Genomic DNA, 15,765 nt, shown 5'->3' with positions numbered 1-15,765 from the left:
TCAGGCCGGGCGGATACGCTCGGGGATGGTGACCCCCTTCTCCTGATAGTAGCGGGCCGCACCCGGATGGACCGGATTGACGATGCCGGCGAGCGCCGTCTGGATGTTGATCTCCTTGGTGGCGGCGTGAATGCCGTTCAGGAACGGCAGGTTCTCGAAGATCGCCTTGGTGACCTCGTAGACGTCGTTGTCCGGCACCGCGGCGTTCACCGCCAGGAAGTTCGGCTGCACGATGGTCTGCAGCGGCTGCGGCTGGTTCGGATAGGAATTGGCCGGGATCGTGAAGGGCACGTAGAGGCCGTTTCCGCCATCCGCCTTCTTGGCCTGCTCCTCGTTGAAGGTCAGCAGCTTGAACTCGGTCGCGTTGCGGGCGAACAGCTGGGTGATCGCGGCCACCGGCACGCCGCCGCCCGGATTGGAACCGTCGATCTGGCCGTTCAGCATGGCCTCCGTCGACGGGCCGAAGCCGAGGAACACCAGTTCGAAGATGTTCGGGTCGATGCCCATATTGGCGAAGATGAAGCGGTTCGAGAACTCGGTGCCCGAGTTGCGCGCCGACATGGAGAAGCGGCGGCCGCGCAGGTTCATGATGTCGTCGATGGTACCCGTCGGCGCGTAGCGCGCGCGGATGACGAAATGCTCGACATTGCCCCACAGCGCGCAGATCGAGCGCACGTTCGGCTGCTTGCCAGCCTGCTGGATGGGACCCGACCCGTCGCGCGCATAGACGCCGAACAGGCCCTGGAGAATGGCGAACTGGGCCTGGTTCTCACGCAGCAGGCGGATGTTCTCGCCCGAACCGGCAGAGGAAATCGCCGACATGTCGATCTGCTTGGCGTTCTGCAGGCGCAGCTTGGCGAGCGTCGCGAGCGCCACGCCGACCGGGTAATAGGTGCCGCCGAGCGTGGCGGTGGCGAGAATGTAGTTACGCGCCTGGGCGCGGGCGACGGACGGCGCGGCGATCAGGCCGGCGGTTCCGATGATGAAGTGACGACGACTGGGCATTGGGCTCCCCCTCATGTGATGGCTCCTATGGAGCTAGGGCGCTGATGCCAGAAGGCAATCGGCACCCGTTGGTTGCTACGATGGCCGGGCGGCTGGCGGAAGGCAAGCGACCTGCGCCATGGCGCCGCGCCGGCATGCCACGTCGGGGCCGCCGCGACCATGGCCGCAGTCTGCACGGCCGGACTGCAAAGCCGCTCTTGGCGACGGCTGCGGCAGGGATAGAGTGCTGTCGCGGCTCCGGACCAGAACAGGACGAATCATGACCTACCGCCTCGACGCCGGAGCGGAAACGGCCCACTGGGGCTATTTCGACGCCGGCCTTGCCCCGCGCCTGACCCTTGCATCGGGTGAGAGGGTGACGGTCTCGACCGTTTCCGGCGGCCCGGACGTGCTGCCTCCAGCGGACTGGGGCATTCCGCCGGGGCTCAGGGCCATCCACGACAGGTTCGGTGGCCCTGTGCTGCCGGGGCATATCTGCACCGGCCCGGTGGCGGTCGAAGGCGCGCGGCCCGGCGATGTTCTCCAGGTCGATATCGAGGCGATCGACCTGCACTATGACTGGGGCTACACGTTCGTCGCGCCTCTGGTCGGCGCGCTTCCCGACGAGTTCAGGGCGAAGCGCCTGTTCCATTCGCGCATCGACCGGGCGCGCAAGGTCGCGACCATGCCGTGGGGCCATGAGATCGCGCTGGACCGCCCGTTCTTCGGCGTGATGGCGGTTGCGCCCCCCGCCGAGTGGGGCCGGGTCAACACCCTGCCGCCGCGCCGCAATGGCGGCAATCTCGACAACAAGGAACTGGTGGCCGGCACGACCCTGTTCCTGCCGGTCTTCGTCGAGGGGGCTAATTTCTCCGTCGGCGATGCCCACGGTGCGCAGGGCGATGGCGAGGTGTGCATCACCGCCATCGAGACCGGGCTTGTCGGCACGTTCCGCCTCACCGTGCGCAAGGACATGAGCCTTGCCTGGCCGCTGGCCGAAACGCCGACCCACGTCCTCACCATGGCCTTCGATCCCGATCTCGACGCAGCGGTGCAGATCGCGCTGCGGTCGATGATCGACCTCCTGACGGCCCGCTCCGGGCTCGACCGGGAGGAGGCCTTTGCCCTGATGTCGCTGGTTGCCGACGTGCGGGTGACGCAGGTCGTCAACGGCAACAAGGGCATCCACGTGATGCTGGCCAAGAAATGGCTCGAGAAGGTGCGCTGAGCCTCATTCCCACGGTGCGCCGCGCACGATGAGATCGGCGAGCGCGTCGGCGGCAGCCTCCATCAGCCTGTCGCCCTTGGCCTTCGAGGCCTTGCGGGCATCGCCGAGCACGCCGGATGGCGTGAGCGTGGCGAAGGAGCGGAAGCGCTGGGCGGGGGGCGCCAGCACCGCGCGCGGGTCGCCGAAATGGGGGCCATAGGCCTCGGGCAGCCTGGCCTCGCGCACAGCCTCGGGAAAGGCTGCCATCATCATGGATGTCTCGGCCTCGCAGGCGTGCAGCACGCTCTGCTGGTCCTCCAGCAGGGGGGCGAAGGCCGGCTGTGCCAGCTCGAAATAGGTGGTGGCCGCGACGGCGAGCCCCGTCTCGCGCTCGAAGTCCGGCAGGAAGGCATTGAGCGCGGTCATGTTGCCGCCATGGCCGTTGACGATCAGCACCCGGCTGAACCCGTGGCGCGCGATCGAGCGGATGAGGCAGAGCAGCACCGCCCGATAGGTCGGGATGTCGAGGGTGAAGGTGCCCCCATGGGCCATGTGATGCTCGGCCATGCCGACCCAGAGCGTCGGCGCCGTCACGACGGGGCGGTGGTTCACCGCCTTCAGGGCCGCCCGCCGGCAGACCTCGCCGCACAGCAGCGTATCGACGCCGGTGCCGAGATGCGGCCCGTGCTGCTCCGTCGATGCCACGGGCAACAGCACCGTGGCGCCTGCGGCGGCCAGCGCATTGAGTTCGGGTGCGGTGAGCCTTGCCCATTCGACGGGCGGTGTGGCGGTGTCGGTCATGATGTCCTCCCGGTGCCATGGTTCCACGACGGGCACCGTCCGGTCGAGGCGGGGACGCAGCATGGCGGATGCGAGTGCTGCAGCGCTGACCTGCCGATGGCCCGGAGTTCCCCAGCATCTGGCAACTTCATTTCGACAACGAATTGTCGATGAATTATTGACATGGCGGTTTCACGCAGCGAATGTCGGTTCCCGCGCGGTTGGCAGTCGTCGGGCCGAACGGTTCGTGCGAGAAACACCGCGGTTCCGGAGACGGGAGCGGCATCCGCCGGCTCCGTCCCGGCCAGGGATCGGACCGACCTCGACATGGCCAAACCTGTTGCCAAGAAAGCCGCAACCGCGAAAGCGGGCACGAAGGCCGTCGCCGCAAAGGTGCCGACGCGCCTTGCCACCGATATCGGCGGGACATTCACCGACATCGTGCTGGAACGCGGCGAGGATCGCCTCACCACCAAGGTGCTGACCACGCCGCACGCCCCGGAGGAGGCGGTGGTGGAGGGCACACGCCAGGTGCTTGCCGAGGCCGGCATCGGATTTGCCGATCTCGACACCTTCGTCCACGGCACCACTCTGGCCACCAACGCCGTCATCGAGCGCAAGGGCGCAAGGACCGCGCTGATCGCCACCGACGGCTTTCGCGACGTGATCGAGATCGCGGACGAGAGCCGCTACGACCAGTACGACATCTTCATCGACAAGCCGCGTCAGCTGGTTCCGCGGCGCCTTCGCTTCACGGTCCCCGAGCGCATCGACGTGATGGGCAAGGTCTGGATCGAACTCGACGTCGCCGCGGTCCGCAAGGTTGCAAAGCAGCTGAAGGCGGAAAAGGTCGAGGCGGTCGCGGTCGCCTTCATCCATTCCTATGCCAACGGCGCGCACGAGCAGCGCGTGCGCGAGATTTTGGCCAAAGAGGCACCGGGGATCGCCGTGACCCTGTCCTCGGAGGTCTGTCCGGAGATGCGCGAATACGAGCGCACCTCCACGGCGGTGGCCAATGCCTATGTCCAGCCGCTCATGTCCGGCTATCTCGGCCGGCTGAAGGCGGGCTTTGCCGCCGAGGGCTACACGAAGCCGATCCACCTGATGACCTCCGGCGGATCGCTGGCGACGCTGGAGACGGCGGCCCGTTTTCCGATCCGCCTCGTCGAGTCGGGGCCCGCAGGCGGGGCGATCCTTGCCGCCCACATCGCGGCGGAGCGGTCTGAGGACAAGGTGCTGTCCTTCGACATGGGCGGCACCACGGCCAAGATCTGCCTGATCCACGACGCGACGCCCTACAAGGCCCGCACCTTCGAGGTCGACCGCCAGTCGCGCTTCATGAAGGGGTCCGGCCTGCCGGTGCGCATCCCGGTCATCGAGATGGTGGAGATCGGCGCCGGCGGCGGGTCCATTGCCCGTGTCGACGCGATGAAGCGCATCACGGTCGGGCCGGATTCGGCCGCGTCCGTGCCGGGCCCGGCCTGCTATGGCCGCGGCGGCGACCTGCCGACGGTGACGGATTCCGATGTGGTGCTGGGCAAGATCGAGCCGGCGCACTTCGCCGGCGGCGCCATCACGCTCTATCCTGAAAAGGCGGAGGCCGCGCTCGATGCCAGCGTTGGCAAGCCGCTGTCGCTGACCACCTCCATGGCCGCCTATGGCGTGGCCGAGATCATCGACGAGAACATGGCGAATGCTGCGCGCGTCCATGCGGTGGAGCGCGGCGTCGTCGTCACGGATCACACGATGGTGGCGTTTGGCGGCGCAGCCCCGCTCCATGCCGCGCGCCTTGCCGAGAAACTCGGCATCGCCCGCGTGATCGTGCCGGCCGATGCCGGCGTCGGCTCTGCGGTCGGGTTCCTGCGGGCGCCGGCGGCCTATGAGCTCGTCCATTCACGGTTCATGCGGCTGGACAAGTTCGACCTGAAACAGGCCAACGAACTCCTGTCCGGCATGAGCCGCGAGGCGACCGGACTGGCGCGCGCGGCTGCCGGCAGCCGCCGCCTGACCGAGACCCGCACCGCCTTCATGCGCTATGCCGGGCAGGGGCACGAGATCGCCGTGCCGCTGCCGGAACGGGCGCTGACCGGCCGTGACATTGCGGCGATGCGTGAGACCTTCGAGGCGGGTTATCGCCAGCTGTTCGCCCGCCACATTCCGGGTGCGGCCATCGAGATCCTGTCCTGGGCGGTGCTGGTGACCACCGATGCCGCCAGTCCGCCGAAACTGGCAAAGGCCCGGTCGAAGTCCGGGCCGAAACCGATCGGCTCGCGTCCGGTCTTCGATGCGAAGTCCGGCAAGCCCGTGAAGGTGCCGATGTACGACCGCCTCGCCATGGAGCCGGGATCGCGCATCGAGGGGCCGGCCATCATCGTGGAGGCGGGCACGTCCACCTATGTGACCGCCGCATTCGACGCGGAGATCGATACCGGCCTCGGCCTCGTCCTCACCGCCCGCAAGCCTGCCGCGAAGAAGGGAAAGTGACCGTCATGAGCAAGCTTTCCGACATCGAACTGCAGGTCATGTGGAACCGCCTCATCGCGGTGGTCGAGGAACAGGCGCAGGTGCTGCTGCGCACCGCCTTCTCGCCCATCGTGCGCGAGGCGGGCGACCTCTCCGCCGGCGTCTTCGACCGCGACGGCAACATGCTGGCCCAGGCCGTCACCGGCACGCCCGGCCACGTCAACTCCATGGCCGAGAGCGTCAAGCACTTCGTCCGCGTCTTCCCGGTGGAGACGATGAAGCAGGGCGACATTTACATCACCAACGACCCCTGGATGGGGACGGGCCACCTCAACGACTTCGTCCTGACGACGCCCGCCTTCCATCGCGGCAAGCTGGTCGGCCTGTTCTCCTGCACCAGCCACCTGATGGATATCGGCGGCATCGGCTTCGGGCCGGACGGCACCGACGTGTTCATGGAAGGGCTCTACATCCCGCTGCTGAAGCTCGCCGACCGCGGCAAGCTGAACGAGACGCTGATGGCGATGATCCGGGCCAATACGCGCCTGCCGATCGATACCGAGGGCGATGTCTATTCGCTCGCCGCCTGCAACGATGTCGGCTGCGAGCGGCTGTCCGAGATGATGGAGGAGTTCGGCCTCAGGGATCTCGACGTGCTGTCGAACCACATCCTGACGCGCTCGAAGGCGGCCGTGCTGGAGGCTATCGCCGCGCTGCCGAAGGGCAAGTGGTCCAGTTCCATGACCGTGGACGGCTATGACGAGCCGGTGACGCTCGCCTGCACCGTGGAGGTCCGGAAGGACGGCATCCATGTCGACTATACCGGCACGGGTCCGGCCTCGGGCCGCGGCATCAACGTGCCGCTCGCCTATACGACGGCCTACACGGTGTTCGGTCTCGCCTGCATCGTCGGCAAGGACATTCCGAACAATGCCGGCTCGCTGGCGCCGCTGACCGTGTCGGCTCCGGAGGACACGATCGTCAACGCGCTGAAGCCGAAGCCGGTCGCATCGCGCCACATCATCGGCCAGATGCTGCCGGACGTGGTGTTCGGCGCGCTGCGCCAGGCCATTCCCGACCGGGTCCCGGCGGAAGGCACGTCCTGCCTGTGGAACCTCAACGTGCGTGGCCAGACCGACGAGGAGGGGCTTGGCAATTACGGGTTCATGATGGCCGTGACCTCGAACGGCGGGACCGGCGCGCGTCCGATGAAGGACGGCCTGTCCGCCACCGCCTATCCGTCGGGCGTGAAGGGAACGCCGGTGGAGATCGCCGAGTCGATCACGCCGCTGATCTTCTGGCGCAAGGAATATCGCGAGGATTCGGGCGGTGCGGGCCGCACGCGCGGCGGTCTCGGCCAGGTGATCGAGGTCGGCAGCCGCATCGGCAAGCCATTCGACCTGCTGGCCGCCTATGACCGCATCGACCATCCCCCGCGCGGCCGCGATGGCGGCAAGGACGGGGCCGCCGGAGCGGTCGCGCTCAAGTCCGGCAAGAAACTGAAGGGCAAGGGCTTCCAGCTCATCCCGCCCGATGACCGTCTCGTCGTGATGACGCCCGGCGGCGGCGGCATCGGCGATCCGGGCGCGCGGGACCGCGAGGCCGTGGCGAAGGATGTCAGCGAGGGTCTGGTCAGCGCGAAGGGCGCCAAGGTCTATGGCGGCTGATGGCCGGCGGCGCGGCGGCTAGAGGCTGGCCGCCGCCCTTGCCGCCTGGTCGTAGAGGCCGGAGAGCGCGCGCATCTCGGTGGCGATGCGGCTGAGGACGGCCGGTTCCGTGCCGAAGGCCTTGACGCTCTGGATGAGCAGGGCCTCGCGCACTTCGTGGTAGCGCATGACGGCATCCGAGCCCTTCCGGGTGACCGAGACGGCCTTCTCCTTGCCGATGCGTTCGCCCTTCACGAGGCCCGCCTTTTCCAGCTTCTTCACCGCATAGGTGACGAGATGCATGTCCTCGACATTGAGGACGAGGGCGATGTCGGCAAGGCGCTTCGGCCGGCCGCGGTGATAGACCGTGTGCAGGATCATGTTCTCGAGCGCGGACAGGCCGGGCGCGCCCCCCGCAGCCGCGCAGCGCACGGTCCAGCGATGGAAGGCGTGGCTGACCATCATCATGCCGAACTCGAATTCCGAAAGCGCCGGCAACTCGCCCGCTGCCAGATGGGCGGAGGAGACGATGGGACCGAGCGCGGCAGGCGGGGACATCGCAATTTCTCCGGGAATGAATGGTGCCGGGCCGACCATTTGGCCTCGTGAACTCGTCGAAATCAAGCAGTTAAAATCATGACAAAATATCGACGATACGTTGACATGCCGACATCGCTACGCCAGTCTTTCGTCGGCTGCGGCTTTCGCCCGCAGGGCTCGGCGCAGCACTTGCCAGGGAAACGGGGCCTTCCAGGTTTCACCCCTGTGCAGGAAGCGCTTGTCATGACGGGCGATCAGCAGTCCAATCGTGCCAAGGGCGTCAGGCCCCAGCCGCCTCTCGACAGGCGGGCCATCCAGAGACAGGGACAGAGGAGCTTTCCCATGTTCGACCGCCGTCAATTCGTCGCTGGCATCGCCGGAACCGGCCTTCTCGCCGCGCCGACCATTGCCCGTGCCCAGTCCGTCAACTGGGATCTGTCGACCGTCTGGCCGGACGGCAATTTCCACACGATCAACGCCAAGAAGTTCGCCGATGAGGTCAAGGCCGCCACGGGCGGTGCCGTGAACATCACCGTGAAGTCGGGCGGCCAGCTCGGTTTCAAGGGTCCCGAGCATCTGCGTGCCGTGCGCGACGGCCTGGTGCCGATCGCTGACGTCCTGAACATCCAGCAGATCGGCGACGAGCCGATCCTGGGCGCCGAGGGCGTGCCCTTCCTGGTCGGTTCGGTGGACGAACTGCGCGTCTATCACAAGCACATCCGCCCGGTCTTCGAGCGCGTCGTGCAGAACAACAATCAGAAGAACCTCTATATGGTGCCCTGGCCGACCCAGTACCTGCACATGAAGGTGAAGGCCGACACGCTGGCCGGGCTCGCCGGCCAGAAGGTCCGCTGCCCGGATCGTGGCGCGCAGGACATGGTCAATGCGCTCGGCATGACCGGCGTCGTGATCCCCTGGGGCGAGACCATTCCGGCGCTGGCGTCCAATGCCGTGCAGGGCGTGTCGACCTCCGCGGTCTCCGGCGTGGACGGCAAATTCTGGGAGTTCCTGAAATACGTCTATCCGACCAACCACGTCTGGTCGTGCCAGATGGTCAACGTCAATATGGATGCCTGGAACAAGCTGCCGGCCAACCATCGCGCGTCCATCGAGGCGATTGCCAAGCGCCTGGAGCCGGAATTCTGGAACACCTCGGTCAAGGCCGATACCGACAGCCTCGCGCGCCTGAAGCAGGGCGGCATGGAGGTGGTCGACATCCCGGCGCCGATGATGGCCGACATGCGCCGTCGCACCGCCAACATGGTGCAGGACTACACCCGCCGCGTTCCGGCGGCCAAGGGGCCGATCGAGGCCTATCTGGCCGAAGTGAAGCGCTCCTGACGGGGCGACGGCGATGGCGACCCCAGCTTCCGATCTCGACGCCGGGGCGCCATCGGCCTTCCGGTGGTTTCTGAAGGCGATTGACCAACTCGGTCGCCTCGACCTGTGGCTCGGAGCCGCCTGTCTGGTGGCTCTGGCCGCGCTCATGCTGTCGGAGGTCTTTGCGCGCTCGCTGTCGAACTTCACCGGCATCGGGCCGGGCGTCGTTCCGAACGCCTGGGAATATTCCTCCTATCTCATGGCCGCCGCCTTCACCTTCGGGGCGGCCATGACCCTCCGGGCGGGGGGCCATATCCGGGTGACGATCCTTCTGGCCGTTGCCGGACCGGGCCTGCGCCGCGCGATCGAGGTGGTCTCCTCATTTCTCGGCGCCCTGGCGACGAGTTACCTGACGTTCTCCATGGTGCTGTTCACCTGGGCGTCGTTCTCACGCGGACAGGTGTCGATCTCCTCCGGCACCATCGTGTGGCCGCCCATGGCGATGGTAACCTTCGGACTGGCGCTGCTGACCCTCCAGTTCTACGCCCGGACCATCCGCGCCGCCTGGAACCTGCCGCTCGACGACCCTTCGCTGCGGGCTCAGAACCCGGTCGAATAGCGCATCCGCCCCGAACGCCTGCCTTTGCGGAGGCCCTCCATGGCCGTCGAAGTCATCGTCATGTTCGCCATCCTGTTCGGCCTGCTGGCCGGCGGGCTGTGGATCGGCCTCTCCCTCGGCGTCACCGGGGTGGTGCTCCTGTTCATCTTCCGCGACATCCCGCTGCATCGGCTGGTGCCGCAATATACGTGGAACATCCTGACCACCCAGGAACTGCTGGCGCTGCCGCTGTTCATCCTGATGGGCGAGGTGCTGTTCCGCACCAAGCTGTCGAAGTCGCTGTTCACCGGCCTTGCCCCCTGGGCGGGCCTGCTGCCCGGCCGGCTGATCCACGTGAACATCGTCGGCTGCACCATGTTCGCGGCCATCTCGGGCTCCTCGGCCGCCACCACGCAGGTAGTCGGGCGCATCGCCCTCACCGAACTGCTGAAGCGCGGCTATTCGCGCGACATCGCGGTCGGCACGCTGGCGGGCGCCGGAACGCTCGGCTTCCTCATCCCGCCCTCCAACATCCTGATCATCTACGGCGTGCTGGCGGATGTCTCGATCATCAAGCTGTTCACCGCCGGCCTGATCCCCGGCGCACTGCTCGCCATGTGCTTCATGGGCTGGGTGATGATCCACACCACCATCCGCAGGGACCTCGTGCCGGACAGCGAGCGGGCGATGAGCCAGGTGTCCTGGGGCGAACGCTTCGCCGCCGTCAAGGATCTGGCGCCGACCGTGTTCCTGATCGCCTGCGTGCTCGGCTCCATGTATGGCGGCATCGCCACGCCCTCGGAGGCCGCGGCTGTCGGCGTTCTCGGCGCCGTGCTGGTGGCCGCCGTCCAGCGGACGCTGACGCTCGCCGTCATGCGCGAGATCGCGATCGCGTCCGTCATCACCTGCTCGATGATCGCGCTGATCCTTCTGGGCGCCTCCATCCTCGGATCGGCCGCTGCCTTCCTCGGCATTCCCGCCAAAGTCGCCGGCTTCGTGGAGAGCCTCGGCCTGTCGCCGCTGATGCTGATGGTCGTGCTGATCCTCTTCTATCTGGTGCTCGGCTGTTTCCTCGACGGCTTCTCGATGATCGTCATGACGCTGCCGATCGCGCTACCGATCGTGAAGCTTGCCGGCTTCGACCCGATCTGGTTCGGTGTCTTCATCGTCATGGTGGTGGAGATGGCGCAGATCACGCCGCCAGTCGGCTTCAACCTGTTCGTCATCCAAGGCATTACGGGCGACAGCCTGTCCTATCTGGCCCGCGTCACGCTGCCCTATCTCTTCATCATGATGGCCTTCACGATCCTGCTGGTGCTGTTCCCGAACATCGTGATGTTCCTGCCCAACCTGATGGCCGGCTAGCGGATCCTGCGATGAGCGGCTCGACGTTCAGCCCCCCGACCCCGCGCTTCCTGCCGTGCGGCGACACCGCCGTCACGATCGAGTTCGGCACCGAGATCGACGATGCGGTGAACGCCCTGTGCCTTGCCTTCGACGCGGTGCTGACGGGCGCGGCCATTCCGGGCGTCGTGGAGACCCTGCCGACCTACCGTTCGGTCTTTGTCCAGGTCGATCCGCTCGTCATCGACATGCCTGCCTTCGAGCAGCGGGTCCACGACCTCCTCGCCGGCATGACCATGACGAGCCGCAAGCCGAAGCGCTGGCGCATCCCCGTCGTCTATGGCGGAGAGTTCGGCATCGATCTCGAGGCGGTTGCAGCGGCCCACGGCCTGACACCGGAAGAGGTCATCCGCCGGCATTCCGCGCGCATCTACCAGGTGGCCATGCTCGGCTTCCTGCCGGGCTTCTGCTACCTTTCCGGCGCCGACCAGTCGATCGCCCTGCCGCGGCGCACCGATCCCCGCCTCAAGACGCCGGCCGGCACGGTCTCCATCGGCGGAGTGCAGGCGCTGTTCGCCTCGGTCGAGGCACCTTCGGGATGGCACCTGCTCGGCCGCACGCCGGTGCGCAACTTCATGCCGGATCGCGATCCCGTCTTCCTGGTGGGTGCGGGCGACGAGGTGGTCTTCGAGCGGATCGGTGCGAGTGAGTGGCAGGCGCTCGACGCGCGCGCGGCCGCGGGCGAGCCGGTCGCCGAGGTGATCGCGTCATGACCGTTCTCAAGGTCAGGGACTGCGGCGCCGGCACGTCGATCCAGGATGGCGGGCGGCACGGCTACCGGCGCTTCGGGGTCAGCCCGGCCGGAGCCGCCGACCGGGTGGCGCTGGCGGTCGCCAACATGCTGGTCGGCAATCCGCCGGACCGCGGCGCCATCGAGTTCACGGTCATGGGCGGGTCCTTCGTGGTGGAGGGCGGTCCGGTGCGCGTGGCGCTTGCCGGCGCGCCGGCCGATCTCAAGGTGGATGGCGAGCCGGTCGCGCCGCTGACCTCGGTGACGGTCCAGCCGGGACGGACGATCTCCATCGGTCCTGCCAGGGCAGGAGCCTTCATGGTGCTGGCCGTTGCCGGCGGTATCGACCTGCCGGCCGATCTCGGCAGCCAGTCCTTTCACCTGCGCGGCGGGCTGGGCGGTGTCCTTCGCGAGCCTGTCCGGGCCGGACAACTGCTACCGGTTGGCGGCGTCCCGGCCGGACCGGATCTGACGGCCACGGTCGCTCCGAAAGTCCATGCCGGGGCCTTCCGGGTGGTGATGGGGCCGCAGGACGACTATTTCACCGCTGCCGGCATCGAGACGCTGCTGAGCGAGGCCTATACGATCTCGCCGCAGGCCGACCGCATGGGCTACCGGCTCAACGGCCCGCTGATCGAGCATGCCAAGGGCTTCAACATCGTCTCCGACGGCATCCCGACCGGGGCGATCCAGGTTCCGGGCTCGGGCGAACCCATCGTGCTGCTTGCCGATGGCGGCACCACCGGCGGCTATCCGAAGATCGCCACGGTCATTTCAGCCGACCTGCCGCGTCTCGTCCAGCACCGGCCGGGCAGCGCGATCCGCTTTGCGGCCGTGACGATGGCCGAGGCGATTGCCGCCGCGCGCGAACAGGCGGCCATGCTGGCCGCCGTCAGCGCGGGCCTGAAGCCGGTCGGACTGGGTCTCGATGCGGAGAGCCTGCTGTCCGTCAATCTCGTCGATGGCTGGGTCGACGCCCATGCGCCGGCGGGCGATCCCAGCCTCGAATTCCTGCCCTGAAGGAGGACCGTCATGGCCAGCGTCGATCTCAATGCCGACATGGGTGAAGGCTTCGGTCCCTGGAAGATGGGCGATGACGAGGCCATGCTGTCCATCGTCTCGTCGGCCAATATCGCGTGCGGCTGGCATGCCGGAGACCCGATCATCATGCACCGCACGGCCGAGATCGCGAAGGCGAAGGGGGTGTCGATCGGTGCCCATCCGGGCTTCGGCGACCTCTGGGGCTTCGGCCGCCGCACCATCCGGGGCGAGAGCATGGCGGACCTCGAGAAGCAGGTCGCCTACCAGATTGGCGCCATGCAGGCCTGCGCGGCGCTGGCCGGCCACAAGGTCACCCATGTGAAGGCGCATGGCGCGCTCGGCAACATGAGCAACGACGACGAGGACATCGCCATGGCCATCGGCCGGGCGGTGAAGGGTGTCGATCCCTCGCTGGTCTTCGTGGTGATGCCGACCCTGCCGACCGAGCGTGTCGGCGAGAAGCTGGGGCTCACCATGGCACGCGAGGTCTTCGCCGACCGCACCTATGACGACAGCGGCAACCTCACCAGCCGGAAGAAGGACGGGGCGATCATCCACGACGCGGCCTATGCGGCCGACCGGGTGCTGCGCATGGTTCAGGATCAGGAGGTGGTCACCGTCACCGGCAAGCGATTGAAGGTGGCGATCGACACGATCTGCGTCCATGGCGACAACCCTGCGGCGGTGGCCATGGCCCGCACGGTCCGCGAGACGCTGGAAAAGGCCGGCGTCACGGTCCGGCCCTTCGCTCGGCCTTGACGCTCAGCGCCAGCCGAGCTGGGCGAGCGCGCCGCGCAGGGGGGCGAAGGTGAAGGTCACATTTGCCTTGCCGGGCGGCACGTCCACCGCCCGCACGAGACCATAGGCCCTCCGGATCGGCGTTTCGGTGCCGTTCACATGCGCCCGCCACCACGGATGCCAGGCATCGGCCAGCACCAGCACGCCGCCTTCGGCCGTTTCGGTCTCGACCGTGACGCGGGTATTGGCGTAGGTCCCGATGCGCGCCGTGCCGCCGCCGGCCCGCGATGGCGGCAGGGAGCCCTCCAGCAGCACGGTCGTGCGGGGGTCGAGCCCGGCCGGATAGCCTGCCGTGGCAAGGTCCGGCGGGGTGGCGGCAGCCGTGCCGGCAATCCACACGCGCGGGAGCGCGCGCGGGTTCTCGTAGATGTGCGCTTCTGCGGTCCTCGCCACCGGCACCAGGGCGCCGGGCGCAAGCGACCTGTCAATCTCCTCGACCGGCACGCCCGTGACCACGAAACGCAGCCCCAGAATGTCGGCGAGCGGCGAGCGGTAGGACGGGAAGGCCGGCGGGAAACGGCGCTGGTCTGGCAGCGAGGCGATGTCCTCGGCCCCGACCAGATTGGCATAGGCCGCCGAACGCACGGGGTTGAAGCCGAGCGTGTCCTCGAAGCCCTGTGCCATGGCGGCATTCTGCCAGTGATAGCCGAGGCCGATCAGTTCCACGCGGTCGCGCCGGTCGCCGTCGCGCACCACGCGCTCGCGGATGGCGGCGACCGTCGCATTCGCTGTGCCGGGCTGCAGGACGTCGTAGGTTGCGGGCGGCAGCGCGGTCGATTCATTGCGGCCATTGGTGATGGCAAGGTCCTGGATCAGCACGCCGGCGAGCGCCAGCGGCACCAGTTCCGCCCGGAAGCGCCTGGCATTGGACAGCACGGCCAGCGAGAGCACCAGCGTGACGATGCCCACCAGCAGCGCCCCCCACGCGGTGATCGGCGGCTGCTTGATGATGATGAGCATGATGGCGAGGATCGCGGCCAGGAACACGAGGCCGGTTTCGACGATCCAGCCCGTACGCAGCTTGCCCGTGAGCAGGAGATGGGCGCCATAGCCCGCGAGGATGGCAAACAGGCCGCCGACCATGAAAACGGCGTCGGCGGGCCGGCGGAACAGCGACACCCCCGGCAGGTGCCAGAACAGATGGAGGGCCGGCGTGTACCAGCCGAGCGCATAGACCAGCATGACGATGAGGGCGATGGTGACGAACCGGATCTCCGGGCGGAAGGCCGTGCCCTTGCAGAGCGTCGCCAGCACGAGGAACAGCGGGATGGCGCCGGCATAGAGGACGCCCATGTTGCGGGCAAGGAACAGGCCGGTATCGCCCCAGGTCGGGCTCGGCGGTCCCCAATGGCCTTCCAGCGGCCCCGAGACGCCATAGATGTTGCCGATGAACAGGGTCAGCAGGTGGCCCGGATGCAGGGAACCGCGTCCGGCGCCCTCGATGTCGATGACGACGCGGTTGGATTCGGCGCCCCAGAGCGCCGACAGCAGCACGGGTCCGCCTGCAACGACACCGGCGGCGAGCGCTGCCGCTGCCAGCGGCAGCAGACTGGCCGTGAAGCGGCCGGCCCGGTCCGGCCCCTCGAGCCAGTGGGTCACGACATAGGCCGCGAGCACGTAGCAGGCCAGCAGGGCCACCTGGTCGCGGCCGAGCAGCATGAGGCCGGCTGCAAGCCCTGCCGCCAGCCCCCAGAGGATGGAGCGGCGATCGAGTGACCGCCCCAGCAGCCACCAGACGATGGGGAACCACGCGAGCGAGACGACCTGTGCCAGATGCTGGATGCGCCAGGCCGCGGCCATGCCGAACGCGAACACGATGGCAGCGATCAGCGCGCCGCCCCAGTGCCAGCCGCGGTCGCGGAACATGAGGATCACGCCCGAGCCGCCGGCAAGCAGCATCAGATAGATGGCCCAGTCCATCTCCAGAAGTGTCGGCTGGGGTCGCAGAAGGGCAAGCAGCAGGAGCGGCAGCGAGAACAGGGCCGATTGCGGATCGGCTACCTCCGGCGAGCCCGAAAAGATGTTCGGTGTCCAGAACGGGCTTTCGCCGGAGTGAAACGCCCGCGCCGCGAAGGACAGGTGGGGATACCAGTGCGCCTTGCCGTCCCACGGGATGGTCACCGCGCCGAACAGCCAGGGGCCGGCCAGCACGAACCAGGCGAAGGCGAAGAGGGCGAGGGTGGCGGCGAGCGGGAAGGACGGGCGGCTGTCGTCGGGCATGCAGGGGTCCGGATCAGGAGGACCCTGATGCTAG

Annotated in this window: 13 protein-coding genes; 9 read left to right on the top strand and 4 right to left on the bottom strand. The window is 67.7% G+C overall.

All coding sequences use genetic code 11. The features are described from left to right. Complete coding sequence (locus ACTIFS_RS12785; protein ID WP_439574489.1) at positions 1–1,005, bottom strand: TAXI family TRAP transporter solute-binding subunit; 1,005 nt, start codon at positions 1,003–1,005, stop codon at positions 1–3. 259 nt (positions 1,006–1,264) lie between these two features. On the opposite strand from ACTIFS_RS12785, the gene ACTIFS_RS12780 reads away from it, so the two are divergent. After that, on the top strand, positions 1,265–2,212 hold the full coding sequence (locus tag ACTIFS_RS12780; RefSeq protein WP_439574488.1) for an acetamidase/formamidase family protein: 948 nt from the start codon (positions 1,265–1,267) through the stop codon (positions 2,210–2,212). Positions 2,213–2,215: 3 nt separating this feature from the next. Here ACTIFS_RS12780 and ACTIFS_RS12775 read toward each other — a convergent pair whose 3' ends face one another. After that, the gene (locus ACTIFS_RS12775) at positions 2,216–2,992 is read right to left on the bottom strand and encodes a creatininase family protein (protein ID WP_439574487.1); all 777 of its coding nucleotides are present in this window, start codon (positions 2,990–2,992) and stop codon (positions 2,216–2,218) included. 306 nt (positions 2,993–3,298) lie between these two features. On the opposite strand from ACTIFS_RS12775, the gene ACTIFS_RS12770 reads away from it, so the two are divergent. Then, positions 3,299–5,455 carry a hydantoinase/oxoprolinase family protein gene (locus ACTIFS_RS12770; RefSeq protein WP_439574486.1) on the top strand — a complete coding sequence of 719 codons (2,157 nt, stop codon included), beginning with the start codon at positions 3,299–3,301 and terminating at the stop codon, positions 5,453–5,455. 5 nt (positions 5,456–5,460) lie between these two features. Continuing rightward, entirely contained in the window at positions 5,461–7,101 is a 1,641-nt protein-coding gene (locus tag ACTIFS_RS12765) for a hydantoinase B/oxoprolinase family protein (RefSeq protein WP_439574485.1), read from the top strand. Between the two features lie 18 nt (positions 7,102–7,119). Here the strand turns inward: ACTIFS_RS12765 and ACTIFS_RS12760 are convergent, their stop codons facing one another. Then, positions 7,120–7,638 carry a winged helix DNA-binding protein gene (locus ACTIFS_RS12760; protein ID WP_439574484.1) on the bottom strand — a complete coding sequence of 173 codons (519 nt, stop codon included), beginning with the start codon at positions 7,636–7,638 and terminating at the stop codon, positions 7,120–7,122. 324 nt (positions 7,639–7,962) lie between these two features. Here ACTIFS_RS12760 and ACTIFS_RS12755 point away from each other — a divergent pair, with 324 nt between their 5' ends. Genes ACTIFS_RS12755 through ACTIFS_RS12730 form a run of 6 tightly spaced genes read left to right on the top strand, consistent with a single transcriptional unit; the run spans position 7,963 to position 13,472 of the window. Then, positions 7,963–8,961: a TRAP transporter substrate-binding protein gene (locus ACTIFS_RS12755; RefSeq protein ID WP_439574483.1), complete on the top strand. Its 999-nt coding sequence runs from the start codon at positions 7,963–7,965 to the stop codon at positions 8,959–8,961. Positions 8,962–8,974: 13 nt separating this feature from the next. Beyond that, the gene (locus ACTIFS_RS12750) at positions 8,975–9,559 is read left to right on the top strand and encodes a TRAP transporter small permease subunit (protein ID WP_439574482.1); all 585 of its coding nucleotides are present in this window, start codon (positions 8,975–8,977) and stop codon (positions 9,557–9,559) included. 39 nt (positions 9,560–9,598) lie between these two features. Then, positions 9,599–10,903 carry a TRAP transporter large permease gene (locus tag ACTIFS_RS12745; protein WP_439574481.1) on the top strand — a complete coding sequence of 435 codons (1,305 nt, stop codon included), beginning with the start codon at positions 9,599–9,601 and terminating at the stop codon, positions 10,901–10,903. A gap of 11 nt (positions 10,904–10,914) precedes the next feature. Then, on the top strand, positions 10,915–11,655 hold the full coding sequence (pxpB, locus tag ACTIFS_RS12740) for a 5-oxoprolinase subunit PxpB (protein ID WP_439574480.1): 741 nt from the start codon (positions 10,915–10,917) through the stop codon (positions 11,653–11,655). Beyond that, complete coding sequence (locus ACTIFS_RS12735) at positions 11,652–12,692, top strand: biotin-dependent carboxyltransferase family protein (protein WP_439574479.1); 1,041 nt, start codon at positions 11,652–11,654, stop codon at positions 12,690–12,692. The genes pxpB and ACTIFS_RS12735 overlap by 4 nt, the downstream gene beginning before the upstream one ends. A gap of 12 nt (positions 12,693–12,704) precedes the next feature. Next, positions 12,705–13,472 (top strand): LamB/YcsF family protein, encoded by a 768-nt coding sequence (locus tag ACTIFS_RS12730; RefSeq protein WP_439574478.1) that lies wholly within the window; start codon positions 12,705–12,707, stop codon positions 13,470–13,472. Positions 13,473–13,475: 3 nt separating this feature from the next. Here ACTIFS_RS12730 and ACTIFS_RS12725 read toward each other — a convergent pair whose 3' ends face one another. Then, positions 13,476–15,731, bottom strand: a complete 2,256-nt coding sequence (locus tag ACTIFS_RS12725; RefSeq protein ID WP_439574477.1) for a hypothetical protein — start codon at positions 15,729–15,731, stop codon at positions 13,476–13,478. Between the last annotated feature and the right edge of the window lie 34 nt (positions 15,732–15,765).

Source organism: Phreatobacter sp. (assembly GCF_051860605.1).
Taxonomy (GTDB): domain Bacteria; phylum Pseudomonadota; class Alphaproteobacteria; order Rhizobiales; family Phreatobacteraceae; genus Phreatobacter.
This window is presented reverse-complemented; position numbering and strand designations above follow the sequence as displayed.

Coding starts and splice junctions, on each gene's coding strand:
- ACTIFS_RS12725 (WP_439574477.1), bottom strand. CDS start 15,731: ATGCCCGACGACAGCCGCCCGTCCTTCCCGCTCGCCGCCACCCTCGCC.
- ACTIFS_RS12780 (WP_439574488.1), top strand. CDS start 1,265: ATGACCTACCGCCTCGACGCCGGAGCGGAAACGGCCCACTGGGGCTAT.
- pxpB (WP_439574480.1), top strand. CDS start 10,915: ATGAGCGGCTCGACGTTCAGCCCCCCGACCCCGCGCTTCCTGCCGTGC.
- ACTIFS_RS12730 (WP_439574478.1), top strand. CDS start 12,705: ATGGCCAGCGTCGATCTCAATGCCGACATGGGTGAAGGCTTCGGTCCC.
- ACTIFS_RS12775 (WP_439574487.1), bottom strand. CDS start 2,992: ATGACCGACACCGCCACACCGCCCGTCGAATGGGCAAGGCTCACCGCA.
- ACTIFS_RS12785 (WP_439574489.1), bottom strand. CDS start 1,005: ATGCCCAGTCGTCGTCACTTCATCATCGGAACCGCCGGCCTGATCGCC.
- ACTIFS_RS12765 (WP_439574485.1), top strand. CDS start 5,461: ATGAGCAAGCTTTCCGACATCGAACTGCAGGTCATGTGGAACCGCCTC.
- ACTIFS_RS12745 (WP_439574481.1), top strand. CDS start 9,599: ATGGCCGTCGAAGTCATCGTCATGTTCGCCATCCTGTTCGGCCTGCTG.
- ACTIFS_RS12760 (WP_439574484.1), bottom strand. CDS start 7,638: ATGTCCCCGCCTGCCGCGCTCGGTCCCATCGTCTCCTCCGCCCATCTG.
- ACTIFS_RS12770 (WP_439574486.1), top strand. CDS start 3,299: ATGGCCAAACCTGTTGCCAAGAAAGCCGCAACCGCGAAAGCGGGCACG.
- ACTIFS_RS12735 (WP_439574479.1), top strand. CDS start 11,652: ATGACCGTTCTCAAGGTCAGGGACTGCGGCGCCGGCACGTCGATCCAG.
- ACTIFS_RS12750 (WP_439574482.1), top strand. CDS start 8,975: ATGGCGACCCCAGCTTCCGATCTCGACGCCGGGGCGCCATCGGCCTTC.
- ACTIFS_RS12755 (WP_439574483.1), top strand. CDS start 7,963: ATGTTCGACCGCCGTCAATTCGTCGCTGGCATCGCCGGAACCGGCCTT.